The 16,012-nt window shown below is 67.0% G+C and carries 15 protein-coding genes and 3 tRNA genes; 7 read left to right on the top strand and 11 right to left on the bottom strand.

Annotated features, from left to right (window positions below; translation table 11 throughout):
• The first annotated feature begins 56 nt into the window (after positions 1-56).
• Complete coding sequence (locus AC5Y7D_RS20195) at positions 57-1,253, top strand: cysteine desulfurase-like protein (protein WP_499927044.1); 1,197 nt, start codon at positions 57-59, stop codon at positions 1,251-1,253.
• On the opposite strand, the gene AC5Y7D_RS20190 is transcribed toward AC5Y7D_RS20195, so the two are convergent.
• Positions 1,250-2,227 carry an NAD(P)H-quinone oxidoreductase gene (locus AC5Y7D_RS20190; protein WP_499927042.1) on the bottom strand — a complete coding sequence of 326 codons (978 nt, stop codon included), beginning with the start codon at positions 2,225-2,227 and terminating at the stop codon, positions 1,250-1,252. The genes AC5Y7D_RS20195 and AC5Y7D_RS20190 overlap by 4 nt on opposite strands.
• A gap of 34 nt (positions 2,228-2,261) precedes the next feature.
• On the opposite strand from AC5Y7D_RS20190, the gene AC5Y7D_RS20185 reads away from it, so the two are divergent.
• A tRNA-Ser gene (locus AC5Y7D_RS20185) sits at positions 2,262-2,348 on the top strand.
• Between the two features lie 25 nt (positions 2,349-2,373).
• Here the strand turns inward: AC5Y7D_RS20185 and AC5Y7D_RS20180 are convergent.
• Positions 2,374-4,284 carry a PE family protein gene (locus AC5Y7D_RS20180; RefSeq protein WP_499927040.1) on the bottom strand — a complete coding sequence of 637 codons (1,911 nt, stop codon included), beginning with the start codon at positions 4,282-4,284 and terminating at the stop codon, positions 2,374-2,376.
• A gap of 555 nt (positions 4,285-4,839) precedes the next feature.
• A complete protein-coding gene (gene lipE, locus AC5Y7D_RS20175; RefSeq protein ID WP_499927038.1) occupies positions 4,840-6,081 on the bottom strand; it encodes a lipase LipE in 1,242 nt (413 codons plus the stop codon).
• A gap of 24 nt (positions 6,082-6,105) precedes the next feature.
• Here lipE and AC5Y7D_RS20170 point away from each other — a divergent pair, with 24 nt between their 5' ends.
• On the top strand, positions 6,106-6,492 hold the full coding sequence (locus AC5Y7D_RS20170; RefSeq protein WP_499927036.1) for a hypothetical protein: 387 nt from the start codon (positions 6,106-6,108) through the stop codon (positions 6,490-6,492).
• On the opposite strand, the gene AC5Y7D_RS20165 is transcribed toward AC5Y7D_RS20170, so the two are convergent.
• Positions 6,479-7,303: a crotonase/enoyl-CoA hydratase family protein gene (locus AC5Y7D_RS20165; RefSeq protein WP_499927035.1), complete on the bottom strand. Its 825-nt coding sequence runs from the start codon at positions 7,301-7,303 to the stop codon at positions 6,479-6,481. The two genes, AC5Y7D_RS20170 and AC5Y7D_RS20165, sit on opposite strands and share 14 nt — an antisense overlap.
• A 23-nt stretch (positions 7,304-7,326) precedes the next feature.
• Here AC5Y7D_RS20165 and AC5Y7D_RS20160 point away from each other — a divergent pair, with 23 nt between their 5' ends.
• The gene (locus tag AC5Y7D_RS20160) at positions 7,327-7,911 is read left to right on the top strand and encodes a TIGR03086 family metal-binding protein (protein WP_499927033.1); all 585 of its coding nucleotides are present in this window, start codon (positions 7,327-7,329) and stop codon (positions 7,909-7,911) included.
• Positions 7,912-7,997: 86 nt separating this feature from the next.
• On the opposite strand, the gene AC5Y7D_RS20155 is transcribed toward AC5Y7D_RS20160, so the two are convergent.
• Positions 7,998-9,059 carry an aromatic amino acid aminotransferase gene (locus AC5Y7D_RS20155; RefSeq protein ID WP_499927031.1) on the bottom strand — a complete coding sequence of 354 codons (1,062 nt, stop codon included), beginning with the start codon at positions 9,057-9,059 and terminating at the stop codon, positions 7,998-8,000.
• Positions 9,060-9,141: 82 nt separating this feature from the next.
• Between AC5Y7D_RS20155 and AC5Y7D_RS20150 the strand changes: the two genes are divergently transcribed.
• From AC5Y7D_RS20150 to AC5Y7D_RS20140, 3 genes are all read left to right on the top strand, one after another.
• A tRNA-Ser gene (locus AC5Y7D_RS20150) sits at positions 9,142-9,233 on the top strand.
• A 32-nt stretch (positions 9,234-9,265) separates the two neighbouring features.
• Positions 9,266-9,338: transfer RNA gene (locus AC5Y7D_RS20145), tRNA-Arg, on the top strand.
• Between the two features lie 201 nt (positions 9,339-9,539).
• Positions 9,540-9,893: a PE family protein gene (locus AC5Y7D_RS20140; RefSeq protein WP_499927029.1), complete on the top strand. Its 354-nt coding sequence runs from the start codon at positions 9,540-9,542 to the stop codon at positions 9,891-9,893.
• A gap of 99 nt (positions 9,894-9,992) precedes the next feature.
• Here the strand turns inward: AC5Y7D_RS20140 and AC5Y7D_RS20135 are convergent, their stop codons facing one another.
• From AC5Y7D_RS20135 to AC5Y7D_RS20110, 6 genes are all read right to left on the bottom strand, one after another.
• A complete protein-coding gene (locus tag AC5Y7D_RS20135; protein WP_499927027.1) occupies positions 9,993-10,841 on the bottom strand; it encodes an SDR family NAD(P)-dependent oxidoreductase in 849 nt (282 codons plus the stop codon).
• A 14-nt stretch (positions 10,842-10,855) separates the two neighbouring features.
• Positions 10,856-12,265: an NAD-dependent epimerase/dehydratase family protein gene (locus AC5Y7D_RS20130; RefSeq protein WP_499927138.1), complete on the bottom strand. Its 1,410-nt coding sequence runs from the start codon at positions 12,263-12,265 to the stop codon at positions 10,856-10,858.
• A 316-nt stretch (positions 12,266-12,581) separates the two neighbouring features.
• Complete coding sequence (locus AC5Y7D_RS20125; protein WP_499927136.1) at positions 12,582-12,713, bottom strand: DUF2256 domain-containing protein; 132 nt, start codon at positions 12,711-12,713, stop codon at positions 12,582-12,584.
• Positions 12,714-12,939: 226 nt separating this feature from the next.
• A complete protein-coding gene (locus AC5Y7D_RS20120; RefSeq protein WP_499927025.1) occupies positions 12,940-14,217 on the bottom strand; it encodes an ATP-binding protein in 1,278 nt (425 codons plus the stop codon).
• Positions 14,218-14,554: 337 nt separating this feature from the next.
• Positions 14,555-15,586 carry a phosphotransferase family protein gene (locus tag AC5Y7D_RS20115; RefSeq protein WP_499927024.1) on the bottom strand — a complete coding sequence of 344 codons (1,032 nt, stop codon included), beginning with the start codon at positions 15,584-15,586 and terminating at the stop codon, positions 14,555-14,557.
• Complete coding sequence (locus tag AC5Y7D_RS20110) at positions 15,583-15,930, bottom strand: nuclear transport factor 2 family protein (RefSeq protein WP_499927022.1); 348 nt, start codon at positions 15,928-15,930, stop codon at positions 15,583-15,585. Before AC5Y7D_RS20110 ends, AC5Y7D_RS20115 begins: the two co-directional genes overlap by 4 nt.
• Between the last annotated feature and the right edge of the window lie 82 nt (positions 15,931-16,012).

The raw sequence follows: 16,012 nt of genomic DNA, 5'->3' as shown, positions 1-16,012 counted from the left end.
CTACACAAAAAATGGCTGTAGCTTTCCAGGCTTTCGATAGCTCTAAGGTGACTGGCATGGCCTATGACGTCGCCCGGGTGCGCGGACTGCATCCGTCGCTCGGTGACGGATGGGTGCACTTCGATGCGCCGACAGGCATGCTCATCCCCGACTCCGTGGCCACCACGGTGTCGACGGCCTTCCGCCGGTCCGGGGCCAGCACGACGGGGGCGCATCCCTCCGCGCGGCGCAGCGCCGCCGTGCTGGACGCGGCCCGCGAAGCGGTGGCCGATCTGGTCAACGCCGATCCCTCTGGCGTTGTGCTCGGCGCCGACCGGGCGGTGCTGCTGGCGTCCCTGGCCGAAGCATCGTCCGCGCGCGCCGGCCTCGGTTACGAGGTGGTGGTCAGCCGCCTGGACGACGAGGCCAACATCGCGCCCTGGCTGCGGGCCTCGCACCGCTACGGCGCCAAGGTCAAATGGGCCGAAGTCGACATCGAGACCGGAGACCTGCCGACCTGGCAGTGGGAAAGCCTGATCAACAAGTCCACCCGGCTCGTTGCCGTCACCTCAGCGTCGGGGACGCTGGGCGCCGTCACCGATCTGCGGGCGATGACGAAGCTGGCGCACGACGTAGGCGCACTGGTGGTGGTCGACCACTCGGCCGCCGCGCCCTATCGGCTGATCGACATCAAGGAAATCGAAGCCGACGTGGTGGCGGTGAACGCTGTCGGCTGGGGCGGGCCGCCGATCGGAGCGATGGTGTTCCGCGAACCCGCGCTGATCAACACGTTCAGTTCGGTGTCCACCAACCCCTACGCCACCGGGCCCGCTCGGCTGGAGGTGGGGGCCCACCAATTCGGTTTGCTGGCCGGCGTCGTCGCCAGCATCGAATACCTCGCCTCGCTGGACGAGTCGTCGCGCGGGACCAGGCGGGAACGCCTGGCGGTGTCGATGCATTCTGCGTCGGCTTACCTCAACCGGATCTACGACTATCTGATGGTTTCGCTGCGGTCGCTGCCGCTGGTGATAATGCTCGGCCGCCCGGAGGCGCGGATACCGGTGATCAGCTTCGCCGTGAACGAGGTTCCGGCCGACCGGGTGGTGCAGCGGCTGGCCGACAACGGGATCCTGGCGATCGCCAACGCAGGCTCTCGCGTGCTCGATGTGCTGGGCGTCAACGACATCGGCGGTGCGGTCACCGTCGGCTTGGCGCACTACTCGACGATGGCCGAGGTGGACCAGTTGGTTCGCGCTCTGGCGTCACTCGGTTAGACCGTCAGCAGGATCTTCCCGAACGTCTCGCCGGACTGCAGCAGGCGGTGCGCTTCGGCCGCCTCCTGGATCGGCAGTCGCTTACCGATGATCGGCCGGACCTGCCGGCTGGCGAACATCGGCCACACCGATGTCGTCACCGCGTCGACGACGGCACTCTTGCTGTTCGGGCCGCTGACCGGCCGTGCCCGCAGGGTGGTACCGATGACGCGGGCCCGTTTGGCCATCAGCTTGCCCAGATTGAGCTCGGCCTTCACCCCGCCCTGCAGGCCGATCACCACCAGCTGTCCGTCGGTGGCGAGCGCGTCGATGTTGCGGTCCAGGTAGGCCGCGCCCATGATGTCGAGGATCACGTCGGCACCCTTGCCGTCGGTCTCCTCCCTCAGCCTCGCGACGAAGTCCTCCTCTTTATAGGAGATCGCGATCTGCGCGCCGAGGTCGCGGCAGAGTTGCAGCTTCTCCGCCGAGCCGGCGGTCACCGCCACTTTGGCGCCCAGCGCCCGCGCCACCTGGATCGCGTGGCTGCCGATGCCGCTGGCCCCGCCGTGCAGCAGCACCAGCCGGCCCGGACTCAGATGTGCCGTCATCACCAGGTTCGACCACACCGTGCAGGCGACCTCGGGTATCCCGGCCGCGTCCACGACGTCGACGGGCACGGGGATCGGCATCACCTGGCCGGCCGGGACGGCGACGTACTCCGCGTAACCGCCGCCGGCCAGTAGTGCGCACACCTGCTGTCCGGCGGTCCACTGCGAGACTTCGGCGCCGACCTCGGCGATGACGCCGGACACCTCCATGCCGATGATCTCGCTGGCGCCAGGTGGTGGGGGGTACTTGCCGGCGGCCTGCAGCACGTCGGCGCGGTTCACGCCGGCCGCGGTGACCTTGATGAGCACCTCACCCGGGCCCGCGGAGGCATCCGGGACGTCCTGCCAGACCAGCTGTTCGACGGATTCAGCGACGATGGCGCGCATGTCGGTCACGCTACAGCCCGCTACCCTTAGCGGCGGTGGCGTGGCAGAGCGGCCTAATGCACTCGCCTTGAAAGCGAGAGACGGCTAAAACCGTCCGGGGGTTCAAATCCCTCCGCCACCGCTCGGTGAACCGCATCCCGCGCCGGTCAACCGTCGTGACCGAAGTTTCCCGCCAACCCCTGCTGGCCGGCGACGCCGGCTAAGCCGTCGATGTGCGACTTCGTGGCAGGTCCGGCTGTTGCCGCGCCGGCTACACCTGCCGCCCCGCCGGCACCGCCCGCACCGCCCGCGCCGCCTTTACCGCCGGCACCGCTGTCGCCCCCCATGCCGGCGCCGCCCAGCAGTCCACCCGCACCGCCGGATCCGGGCAGTCCGGCTGACCCGCCGCTACCGCCGTCCCCGCCGCGCCCGCCGTCGCCGCCGAGCCCGCCGTCCCCACCTCGGGTGTTGAATTGGGCCAGCGCGGTGCCGCCGCCCCCGCCACGACCGCCGGCACCGCCGTCGCCGCCCGACCCACCGGCTCCACCGCCGCCGGCCTGCCCGCCGGCTCCGCCGAGACCGAAGAGCCGTCCGCCGGCTCCGCCATTGCCGCCCGCCCCCCCGTTACCGCCCCTGCCCCCGGTGCCCAAAGCATCACCGCCATCACCGCCATTCCCCCCGCGCCCCGCCACTGAGTCAGGCACCGACGGGTCGTCCAGCCAGCCTCGGGCCCCGCCTCCTGAGCCACCCCTCGACCCGCTGCCGCCGGGAGCGCCGGCACCACCACCACCGCCGTGGCCACCCATGCCACCTTGACCGCCGTTGCCCACCAGAACTCCGCCGCGGCCGCCATCTCCGCCGGCCCCCCCGGTGGTGCCATTGCCGCCGGAAAGAGTGCTGTCGGCGCCGTTACCGCCGTGGCCGCCGTCGCCACCCTTGGCAGTACCGTCGAAGGTCACGGCGTGGCCCCCGTTACCGCCGAATCCACCCGCCCCCCCGTCGGCGCTGCCATCGGCGCCGTTGCCCGCATCGCCCCCAACCACGTTGCCCGCTTTCCCGGCATAGCCGGCGTTTCCGCCGAACCCGCCGGCCCCGCCGTCGGCGCCGCCCGGGCCCGCTGCACCCCCGTCACCCCCGGGCCCACCGTGCCCGTCGACCGCGGCCCCCGCCTCCTGGCCGCCACCGCCTCTTCCGCCGTTCTGGCCGACAGCGCCATCGGCGCCGGCGGCACCGGACGCTACGGTCGTGTTGTTGACCGCGCCGACGGGATTGACCGCGTCCGACCCCTCCGTGCCGTCGCCGCCGTGACCGCCGGCGCCGCCGGCGCCGAACAGGACGCTGTTGCCACCCTGCCCGCCGCGCCCGGCATGACCGCCGTTGAGGTCCGCAACCGCGTTTCCGCCGTTTCCGCCGTTTCCGCCGTTACCCGAGAACAACCCACCATCGCCGCCACTACCGCCGGCGGCTCCTGCGCCGCCGTGGCCGCCGGCGCCGCCATTGCCGAACAGCCACCCGCCGCCGCCCGCGCCGCCCGGCGCGCCCGCGCCGCCGTTCCCGCCGGCGCCGCCGTTACCGAACAAGCCCGCCGCTCCGCCGCTACCCCCGGTCTGCCCGGTTGCGCCAGATCCGCCGGCACCACCACTACCCAGTAACCAGCCACCGGCGCTGCCGCTTTGCCCTGTCCCGGTCGCCCCGTCCGCGCCATCGCCGATGAGCGGCCGCGCCGTGAACGCGAGGAATGGAATATTGACTTGGTAGAGCAGCTCTCTGTAGAGCAATTCTTGAATGAGGCCGGCGTTGGACGACTCGGCACCGGCATACGCTGTCGCGCCGGAAGTCAATGACTGAATCAACTGATGGTGAAATGCTGACGTCGCACCGCTGATAAACTGAAATTGTCGGGCGTGATTCGCGAAGAAATCCGCGGCCGCCGCAGACACCTCGTCGGTTGCCGCAACGGCAATACTGGTGGTAGGTCTCGCGGCTGCGGCGCTGGCGTTGACGAGGTCCGCACGAATGACGGATAGTTCGGCCGCTACCGCTTCGAGTGTTTCCGGTACCACATTCAAGAATGACATCGCCGCCTCTTTCAATGTCCAGCCAAAATCCGGGGCGCCACCACCATCAAATTGGAAGCGTGTCCTGGGCTAGGTTGTTGGGTTCCCGCGGCAAAGATCGATAAAGGAAACATAACGCTGGCCGCAGGGAATTCAATAGGCGCCGGAAGATCAATTCCTGCAATGTTTCGAACAAAGCGTTTCACCGGGTGCACCGGTGCGGCCCCCAGACGCGGACTCCCGCCGCCGACGGCGGGCTGCCGGCCGAGCGACAACTATCCAGGCCAGCGCCGGCCTGTACCTCCGGCTGCGAGGGCAAGCCGCCCATCACCCGCCTCGCTTCTGCGGCGTCCCAGACAACTGATCGGGCGACAGGAGCGAAACGTCTCCGGCGCGCGTCCACCGCAGGGCACGGCCCGCTAATGCAGCGTCGGGCCGGCAGCGGGGCCCTGTTCGGAGAGCACGTCCGCGTTCGGGGCGATCGTGGTGATGTTCGTAGCTGGGCCGGGCGTGTCACGCAGCTCTTGAAAACGCTCGGAGTCAATCACCGGTGCCCGCGCCGTCCGGCGACCGCACCTAGACGAGCGGTATCGAGGCGGCGATCGTGTCCATGAGTGCGGTGTATCGCTTGACCTCGGGGTCCTTGCCCGGCTTCCCGCTGCTGATCACACCGGCCGCCAGACCGCGAGCCGGATCAGCCCAGATCGCGATGTTGGCCAGGCCGAGATTGCCGAACGCCTTGGGCGCATGGCGCCCGAACGGGCCGAACCGGTCGGTGCCCAACATGTAGCCGGTGCCCCAGCGTGCCGGCATCAGGCCTACCGCGACATCCGGCCGCAACCGGCGGCACTCCTGCACCGCGCCGTACATCCGCTCCGGACTCATGATCCGCACGCCGTCGAGTTCGCCGCCCCGGCGCCAGATCTCGGCGAACCGGGACAACTCGTCCGCGGTCGAGATGGTGTTGGACGAGGGCACCACGGTGGACAGGAAGGCCGGGGTATTGGTGTAGGGGATGATCTCGTGCACGGTCCCGCCGATCGCTTTGCGGAAGATCGCCGCAATGGCCGGCGGCAGCGGCTTGCCGGTCGGGTGGCTGGGCGCGACGAGCGGGATGTCCTGGGGTTTGACGCCGAAGTTGGTCCACCGGAAGTTCAGGGGCTCGAGAATCTGGGCAGCCAGGATCTCCCGGATGTCTTTCCCGGCAGCCGCGTAGACGATCTCGCGCATGATCGGACCCCACGTCAGTGCGTGGTACATGTGCAGCCGGCCGGGCGGGTACAGCGGCCGCAGTTTGCCGAGCTGCTCCTGCGCGTACTCGTGGTCGTCGGCGCGGCGCAGGTCCGGTTTGGGTCCGGTGGGAAACGGGACTCCCGCGCTGTGGGTGAGCACGTGCCGGATCGTCGTGCGGTCCTTGCCGTGGCTGGTGTAACTGGGGATGTATTCGCACACGCGGTCGTCGAGCGCGAAGACGCCCTGGTCCACCAGCATGTGCACCACGGTCGCGGTGATGCCCTTGGCCGCCGAATACACGCAGAACGGCGTGTCGGTGGTGACGGGGACTTTCTCCGCGTCGGGTTCGTCGGTGGGCGCATTGCCCCAACCGTGGCCGATCGCGCGGTTGAGCACGACCTTCCCGTTGCGCCGGATGCAGACCTGGATAGCGGGGTGCATGCCCGCCTGGTACCAGTGCCGGGCGGCCTGCCAGATCCGTTCGACGGCGGCGCTGTCGACCTCGGAGTGGTCTTCCTCGCCGCTCGCCGTCACGGCGTCCAGGTCTGCCGGCACACGAATCCGGCCATCGGGTGTTGCGGTCACTCGCGCCAGCCTAGCTTTGGACACATGCTCGTTCGCTCACGCTACGTCGAGGTGATCCTGCTGGTCTTCGGTGCCTACTCGGTGGGTCTGGGGTTGTTCATGATCCTGGCGCCGGGCACGTTCTTCGACACCTTGGGTGCGTTCGGCGTGCGCAATGACCACTACACCTTCGACAACGCCTCGTTCGAGTTACCTCAGGGGCTGCTGCTGCTGGCGGCGTTGCGCTGGCCATCCTGGCGAGTGCCGGCGCTGGCGTTCGCCACGGCGCACTGGGCTCTGCACACGCTCAGTCACCTCGTCGACACCGGTCACCGCGGCGGCGCGACGGTCGGGTGGCTGGAATTCGCCGGCTTGGCTGTGTCGACCGGGTGGCTGGCCGGCGCTCTCTGGATGAGCGCTACTCGCCGGTGAACTGCGGCGGCCGCTTGGCGAACGTCGCCGAGATGCCCTCGGTCAGGTCCCTGGACGGCAGGAACGCCGCGTTCCAGGCCGCGACGTAGCGCAGGCTCTCCGACACCGCCGAGATTCGCTGCTGGTCGAGCACATCCTTGATGCCGTGCACGGTCAGCGGGGGGTTGGCCGCGATCTCGGCCGCGGTCGCATGCGCCGCCGCCAGCGTGGCCTCGGCGTCGTCGTACACGTCGTTGACCAATCCGATCTTCTCGGCCCGGGCCGCGTCGATGTCTTTGCCGGTCAGGGCGAGTTCGCGTAGGTGTCCGTCGTTGAGGATCAGCGGCAGGCGGGCGAGGCTGCCGACGTCGGCGACGATGGCCAGCTTGACCTCGCGCACCGAGAACTTGGCGTCGGCGCTGGCGTAGCGGATGTCGACCGCCGAGATCAGGTCGACGCCGCCGCCGATGCACCAGCCGTGCACCGAGGCGATGGTCGGGGTGCGGCAGTCGGCGATGGCCGTGATCGCGCCCTGCATGCGTTTGACTTCGCGATGGAAGACCGCGCGCGGGCCGGCCAGCGCATCACCGGACAGCAGGGGAGTGAACGACCCGCCCATGGCGGGCACGTCCAGACCGTAGCTGAAGTTCCTCCCCGATCCCGTGATGACGATGGCGCGCACGTCGGGGTCGGCGTCCAGCGAGGCGAACACGTCCGGCATCTCCGACCAGAATGCGGGCCCCATCGCGTTGCCCTTGCCCGGACCGATCAGCGTCACCTGCGCCACCTGGTCCTTGATCTCCACGGTGACCGATTCGTATGTTTCGCCCATAGCGAGACCGTAGCGTGGCTGGCATGTCCGATGACTTGGTACCCGGCCCGGAATCCCCGCCCACCGACGAACTGCGCAGTGCCGAACTGACACTCGGGGTGCTGCAGCAGGTGCTGCACACCGTGGCGGGCTCCGACAAGGCCAAGCAGACGCCGTGCTCGGAGTACAACGTCAAGCAACTGACCGAGCATCTGATCAATTCGATCACCAGCCTGGGCGGCATGGTGGGTGCGGAATTCAATGTCTCGCACGACACCAACTCGGTGGAGCAACTGGTGGTCAGCACCGCCCGGCCGGCGCTGGACGCCTGGCACAAGCGTGGGCTGGACGGAGAGGTGGCGTTCGGCAACGCCTCGATGCCCGCCCGGGTGGCGGTGTCGGTGTTCTCGATCGAGTTCCTGGTGCACGCGTGGGACTATGCGGTCGCGGTGGGCCATGACGTCGACGCACCGGATTCGCTGGCCGAGTACGTGCTGGGGTTGGCGCGGTCGCTGATCACACCACAACAGCGCGGCGCCGCCGGCTTCGCTGACCGGGTCGAGGTGCCCGACGACGCCGACGCGCTGACGCGGCTGGTCGCGTTCACCGGCCGCAATCCCGCTGGGTAGCGGGCCTGCTGCTCGCCGAGCGTGAAACCACGGTGGAAAAATCGCGGAAAGCTCGCCCTCAGTTCACGTTCGGCGAAGGGCAGGCGTCAGATCCAGCCGCGCGCAAACCGCAGCATGGCATCGTTTTCGTCCGGTGCGCCGATGGTGACGCGGACGCCGTCGCTGCCGTACTGCCGAACCACGAGTGACGCATCGGCGGCCCGCTCCACAAAATCTTGGGTGCGCGATCCCAGCGGCAGCCAGACGAAGTTGGCCTGCGATGCGGGCAGCGTGAACCCGGCTTCGCGTAGCGCCGCGCTGACCCGCTGCCGTTCGGCGACCACGGCGTCGGTACGCGCCAACAACTCGTCGGCGGCCTGCAGCGACGCGATGGCCGCAGCCTGCGACACGCTGGTAGCGGTGAACGGGACGTAGACCTTGTCCAGCGCGGTGATCACCTCGGGGTGCCCGACGGCGTAGCCGATCCGCAGACCCGCCAGCCCATACGCCTTGGAGAAGGTGCGCAGGACCACGACGTTGTCGTGGGCGCGGACCAGGCCCAGGCTGTCGGGCGCCATGCCGTCGCGGACGTACTCGACATAGGCCTCGTCGATGACGATCAGGATGTGCGACGGTACGGCCTCGACGAACCGGGTCAGCGCGTCGGGATCAACCACCGTCGAAGTGGGGTTGTTGGGGTTGCAGACGAAGATCAGGCGGGTGCGCTCGGTGATCGCGGCCAGCATCGCGTCGAGGTCGAATGTGTGCTCGGCGAGCGGGACCTTGACCGGGACGGCGCCGGCGACCTGAACCTGCGGCGGGTACAACTCGAAGCTGCGCCATCCGAAGACCACCTCGTCACCCGCCGACGCGGTGATCTGGACAAGTTGCTGGCACAGGCTGACCGAGCCGCAACCGATGGCGACCTGCGCGGGGGTGACGTCGCGTCCCTCGGCGGACAGGTGCTCCGCCAGCGCCTCCTTGAGCCGCACGCAGCCGTTGTCGGGGTAGCGGTTGATCAGGTCGGTGGCGTCCTGGATGGCCGCGCGGACGCTGGGCAGCGGGCCGAACACCGTTTCGTTGCTGGCCAGTTTGATGGCGCCGGGCACGGTTTTGCCGGGAACGTAAACGGGCAGCCCGGCCAGCGCGGGCCGCAGGCGGGCGGTCACTTCGACAGCATATGTCGCGGCTGTGTACGCTATGCCTCCGGCGGCTTCGGTACCCGGGGTCGGGTACCCTTTGGAAGGCCATGGAGGCGTGCCAGAGCGGCCGAATGGGGCTCACTGCTAATGAGTTGTTCCCCTCAAAGGGAACCGGAGGTTCAAATCCTCTCGCCTCCGCCACGCAACACCTGCTCGACCACAATTGAACACCGGCGCCCGTAGCTCAACGGATAGAGCATCTGACTACGGATCAGAAGGTTAGGGGTTCGAATCCCTTCGGGCGCGCTCTGCTTGACGGGCCACGTCTGCCCACAACCCTCGGTGCTCTTTGTCAAAATAATTTACTCGTTTACGATCGCGCCCTGTTCACGCATTTTACAAGGCCCGGTTCTCCTATAACGATTTTATAACAAACGCGTACTCAGCTGGACTGATGCATTACTGTCCGGTCATTCAAATCCCCCGAATGGCAAGAGGAATGCGCCCATGTCGTTTTTATTTACACAGCCGGAACTGCTGCGGTCGGCGGCGACGGATCTGGCCAGCGTCGGCGCGAAGATCAACGACGCCACGACGGCCGCGGCAACGCCCATCACCAGCGTCCTGGCGGCGGGCGCCGACGACGTCTCAGCGGCCATGGCCGCCTTATTCGGCGCCCACGGCCAGGCCTACCAGTCGCTGAGTGCCCAGGCCGCGCAGTTCCACGATCAATTCGTCTCCGCGCTGAACTCGGCAGGCGGTGCCTACGCGAGCGCCGAGGTCGCGAACGCGCAGCAACAAGCGGTCCACGCGATCAATTCGTCGGCTCAGACTGGCGCCAATGGCGTCACCGGTCCCTAGTGTCGTGAGTCGTCGTTAATTCGTCGGCTACCGATGGATTCGAGGATTCGGTCGGCGGTTCTGGTCCAGACGTAGGGCTGCGGGAACCATCGAACCGTCCTAACCAGAGTGGTCGAAGACGTTTCCGGTCGCTATTCGGTGTGGCTCGGCTGTGAACGACGTGAGGTGCAGCAGCGGCGTAATCACGGCATCGAAAACCCACGGGAGCAGGCGGTAGATGGCGATGAACGGCCTGTTCACGACGCCGACCTGGCGTTCGCTCGAACGTCTTCGACCAGCGGCGCACACGATGGCATCAGCGATGGTCTCTGGGGAGTATGCGGCCGGCGGAACCCGTGGCGTGCGAGGAGAGTAATTCGCCGCCGTGTGATACACAGGGGTTTCCACCGGGCCGGGGTAGACGCCGTGCACTTTGATGCCGCTGATGCGCCGGTTCTCCTGGCGCAGAGCTCGTATCAACCCGTTCAGCGCGAACTTGCTTGCGACGTAGGCGGATTGATACGGCACGGCGGTCGTTCCCAGGAGTGAGCCGACGACCACCAAAGCTCCGGCGCCCTGGTTCTTGAATCGGGCCAGGGAGCAACGGGCAACATTGGCTGCTCCGAGCACATTCGTCTTCAGAACTTGCTCGAAAACCGCGGCCGGAAGGTCGTCGAAGCGGCCGAACGCAGCAACAGCGGCGCAGTTGACCACCACGTCGATCCGGCCGAACTTTGCCATCGCGTGTTCGAACAACTCCTCCACCTGCGGCGTCTGGCTTATGTCAGCAGGGTGGACGACGGTCTCGGCGGCTCCGGATTCACGACATCGCGCTGCGACTTCCCGCAGCGCGCGTTCGTTGCGTGCGCAAAGGACGAGACGCGCCTGCTGCTGTGCGAAGCGTATGGCGGTCTGCATTCCGATGCCGCTGGAGGCTCCGGTAACAATTACCACCCGCGCGCGCACCACTCTGCCTGCGCGCCTCACCTGCGGATCGCGTTCGTGCGTCGGCGGTCGGCGGCTGCCAGCGCACCCAGGGTTGCGACCGCGAACACCCGTGTCCAGCTTCCTCGGGTGTGGGAAAGCACCGCAGCGGCAACGGCGACCGGCGCGAGCAGCGCGACCGCGTCTCGTCGGCGCGCTCGCAGGCGGTCAACGGCCATTGGGGCACCCGATATGAGGTTCGCGGCGATCAAGGCCGCGTCTGCCGCGCCGACCCGGCCGACCCCGGCGCTGCGAACCACAGCCAGCGCCCCCCACAGCAGCAAGGTAACGTCGTGAATCCGCCGAGTGCTCTGAATTTTCGTCATTCGACCCCGCTCCTGCGAACCGGTTGCCGCGGTCGCGCCGACAGCACCTTCAGCCAATCCGTCAATGAGCTCCTGCGCGCTCTTCTCGGACGACCATCGGGGTGTCCACCCCAGCTCGCGGAGCGCCTTCGAGGTGTCCATGAGGGGCGACTTCGTCGCAACGTCGTACCAGCCCGGAGTTATCGCCACTGCGCCGATGTGGCTGAGGAACAGGACTGCCCGTCGCATCCAGCGGGGGTCTACCGAAATCGGCCGGGCTCCGATCAACGCGGCCATTGCGCGGTCGTCCAGAACGTCAGCGGCGATGTTGAACGACCCGTGAGCGTGGTTGAGCATCAGCCTGACCACGGCCTCGCCGACATCGTCTGCATGGACGAACTGCAAACGCAGGCCATCCGGCAACGGCAGTAACGGCAGGACTTCGGCGCGTAGCAGCTTGATCAACGCACTCGGAATATGCGAACCCAGATACAGCGCTCGAAAAAGCGACGCCGCTTCACGCTGCACCACCACAGTGGGCCGAAAACGGGCAACTACCATCGCCGGATGCTCGGCGACGAGGCTATCGAGCAGCTGCTCGACGATGACTTTATGACGACTGTACGTCGATGTGGGCTGGCCCGATACCGGCCACGTCTCGGTCACAGGTGCGCCGAGCCCGGGAGCGTAGACGCTTAGGCTGGAGGCGTATATGACCTGCGGCACCCGGGCGGCGATCACCGCGTCGAAGACGGCCTTGCTGCCGAGGACATTGGCGCGGTACAGGTAATCGACGTCACGGACCGGCTGGACGGACAAAGCCAAGTGGATGACGACGTCCGCCGACCGCATCACAGTCTCGAGCAATGCCTCAGCGTTGGGCGCTGACAGGTCTATCGCATACCAGCGGACCCAGTCGTAGCCGCGACCCGAAGCCGGAGGCCTGCGACACACACCAACGACTTGGGCATCGGGCACTCGGGCTGCCAACGCTCGCAGTACTCCGGTCCCGACATTGCCGGAAGCGCCCGTCACCACCACCCGAAGGGGTTTTTGAAGGGAGTGTCCGTCCTTCGACCCCTCGCCTGGGTTGTGACCCTCCATGTTGATCATGTGGCTCAGACAGCGCGGTTCGACACGCCGGCCGACGAGTTCGCCTGGTCGATATAATGGCTAACATGATCACTAATGAACATTAAGTTCAGAATAATCCCTTCGGCTGGATCTTGCAACGCGGTCTCTGCAATGACACGGGGCGAATTGTTGTTGCCGTGAAGGGCCCTCGTCGACTGCCTGCCCGGTGTGCTCCAGAAGTCATTGAGGCCGGGGAGGTCCGGCGGAGGCCACTCGAGGCCGGGTGTGATGTAGGGCGACAACAAACCGCGGCGTGATGCGTCCTCAACCGGCGCTCGCCGTACGATCAGGTTTCAGTCCCGTTCCTACTACCCCTCCGGCAGGCCTCCGAGCAGAATTTCACCTCGTCCCAGCTGCGGGCCCAGCGCTTGCGCCATGTCATCGGCCGGCCGCAAGTTATGCACGGCTTGCTGGGCAGCGACCGCTTGTCTCCTTTGAACTCCGAGCCGCCGTCGAATTCGGCCCGGTTCTTGCGGTCGCTCGGGCGAAGAGCGCCCGTTCGACGCCCGGTGTGTCCCGGCTTCTGTGAGCCTGCTGGACAAGAGATGAGATGTCGTTGGGCGGGCCGGTCAGGACCATGCGCAGGGTCTGCGGTTGGGAAAGGCGGCGGGGCCGGCGCACCCGCGATTGAGCGCCGGCGTGCGCTACAGGCGGGCGAATTCCGTTTTGTCCTGAGTGAATGCGGTCAGGTTCGCGGTCGTTAACGTGGGTCGAACGGCTCTGATCGCCGTCAGATAGTCCTCGGTGGTCGCTGGTTCACCTCGGCCGCAGGACATCTCGCGATCGAAAGCGGCCTGAGCGCCCTTGCGGGCTGCAAACTCAATATCGGCGGGGGTGAACAGTTCCGACGCGGAGGCTAACAGGTCAACGTCAAGCATGGAATCGGCGTCGCCGAGATAGCGCTTCCAGACCGCGATCCGGGCCGGTAGGTCGGGGGGTCCGACAGGAATGACGTAATCGAAACGCCCCGGCCGAAGAAACGCGGAGTCGAGCGAGCGGACCGAGTTGGTGGCGCACACCATCAGTCGGCTGTCGCGTTCGCGGAATACCGGAATGAGCTTGAGCAACTCGTTGGTCACACCCGTTTCCACCGTGCTGGCGCCCGCACGCGCGATGGCGATTTCTTCAACCTCATCGATGAACAACACCATCTCATCCAGTTCGGCCAATTCCGCGAACACCTCCCGAAGCGACGCGGCCAAACCCCCCGGTGCTGCCGCGGCCAGGCGGGAGGGAAACAGTTCTATGAACGGCCAACCGAGGCGCGACGAAATCGCTTTGGCAAAACTGGTTTTCCCGGTACCCGGGGGCCCGAACAAGATAATTGCCTTTGGCGGCCGCACGCCGTAGCGATTGGCGACTTCGGGATGGACCAGCGGGGCGATGACGCGATTCTCGATGATGTCCTTCTCTTGTTCCATTCCGGCAAGTTCCTGCCACAGCCCGGGTGGTAACAGGCGTCCGCCGAGTGCGGCCAGCAGGTTGGTCTGATCCGGGTGCAAATGCTCGATCATCTCGTAGTAAGCCAACCCGTCGCGCCGCGTATAGCCCGAGTTCTCCAGCGCCGTGGATCCCGTTGCGCCAACCGGCAATATCGTGCATATTCTGAACACTCCGTGCGAGCGCAACCGTCGCTCCAGATCGGCCAGCAGCGCGCTACCGATTCCGCGGTGACGCCACCGCGAGGCTAGTGCGATCAGCAACACCCACGCCCGATCCCCCTCGATCCGGGCGACAGCCAGGCCAACCACCTCGCCGCTCACCTCGGCCACGACCGTCGGCTGACCGGCCCGGGCGGCCGCTACCAGCTCGGCCAGTGCGAACACGGGTTCAGCCGACGCTTCGGCACGGCTTTGATCCCAGATGTGAATGGCCTGGTCCAGATCGTCTTCGTGATAGTCACGCAGTCTCCACAGTGGCACACCTGAGGATAAGTCCCGGCAGGGAAGCACGCATCGGCGCGCGGGCAGTGAGCTTGGGGCCCACAGTTCACCTTCGGGCACGCTGCGCCGCGACTCGGCCTACCGCAACAGCACCGTGGTGTGAGCCTGCCCTCGCGCCGGTGCACAGTTCTCGCTGGTGCCGACCAAGTCGGCCACCGAAACCGTGTTCCCCGACCTCATCTACGGCCCCCTGGCGCTCATGCCTCAGGCCGATTTGGCGCTAACTCGGCCTGGATTCTGTGCGCCGCGATTGCTCATAACCTGCTGCGCCCCACACCTCCGTGCGTCAGCTCGCGAGAACTAATGGCTCAAGCCACTAGGGCGTCCCAATCAGGGTCAGCGCCCGCTCGAACAAGTGCACCGTCGCCGCGTGCAGCTGATCGCCGACCGCCTTCTCGGCCTTACCCGCGCAGGCACGGGCCAACGTCCCTTCGATGACGATGCCGAGCTTGAAGCAAGCCAACACGGTGTACCAGGTGATGTGCGACAAATCGCGAGCGGTGTTGGCGGCATAGCGTTCCAGCAAGTCGTCGGTGCTGGCCAAACCGTCGGTGCCGCCCAGGGCGTGGCCGAACACGCTCGACCCGTCCGACTGGCGCCAGGTGGCCAGCAACCAGCCCAGGTCCAGCAGGGGGTCGCCGATCGTGCACATCTCCCAGTCCACGATCGCCACCACGTCGGGTCCGGTGCGGGAGAACATCACGTTCGCTGCGTGGTAATCGCCGTGCATGATGCCGGGGGTCCAGCGTGCGGGGCGGTGACTTTCCAGCCAGGCGGACACTTCGTCGATGCCCGGAATGTCGGGACCGGGGTAGCCGTCGTACTCCTGGTAGGACGCCAGCTCCGAAAGCCAGCGCGGCACTTGGCGTTCCAGGAAGCCGTCAGGTTTGCCGAAGTCGGCGAGGCCGACGGCGACATGGTCGACGGCACCCAGCTTGGCCAGTGCATCGGCCATCGACAGACCCATGCCGAATCTCACCTCGGGATTGCCGGCATGCAGGGGCGGCAGACCTTCCCCCGCATTGAACCCGTCGATCGGCTCCATCAGGTAGAAGACGGCGTCGCCCAGCACGTCGGTGTCATCGCACGTCGCGATCAGCCGCGGGTGCGGTACGTCGGAGCCGGCCAGCGCCGCAAGCACCCTGGTTTCCCGCAGGATCACACTGTTGCTGCGGGCGCGCAGATGCCGCGGGCCGCGGCGCAGCACATACGGCCGACCGGATCTGGTGAAGCGCAGCATCACGTTCTGCGTCCCCCCGGTCACGGCGGAGACATCCTGCAGCGGGCCCTCGCCCAGGCCCTGCTGCGACATCCACCCGCCGACGGCGTCCAGATCTATGCTGTTCATGCCTTGGCACGTGGGGTGTAGCGAACGGTCTGCGCGCGGATCATGCCGTCACCGAAGACGAAGGTGTCCACGCCGTCATCGGCCCGGCTGACGGCGGACTCGGCTGCCCACTCCAGGAAGAGCACATCGCCGTCGAAGATCTGGGTCTTCAGATCCCAGTCCGCCTTGGGCAAATCTTCGAGCAGCTTGATGAACACCCGGCGGATCTCGTCGCGGCCTCGCGCAACGCCGCCCGCGCTGATGACCACCGAATCGTCGGTGTAGTCGGCGACGATCTCGTCGAGGTCGCCGGTGACGAGCGCCTTTCCGTGATGGGCGAAGACTTCCTGCGGCGTACGTGTCATTGGTGCTCCCTTGCAACCTGTAGACCCTCTGGGAAAAAGCGTAGGGGAGCGGCGCGCTGCCCCGGCGGCGGGAAGAATAGTT

The organism is Mycobacterium sp. NGS49 (assembly GCF_059812565.1).
The sequence above is the reverse complement of the archived record's forward strand: the minus strand, read 5'-3'. Positions and strand labels throughout refer to the sequence as shown.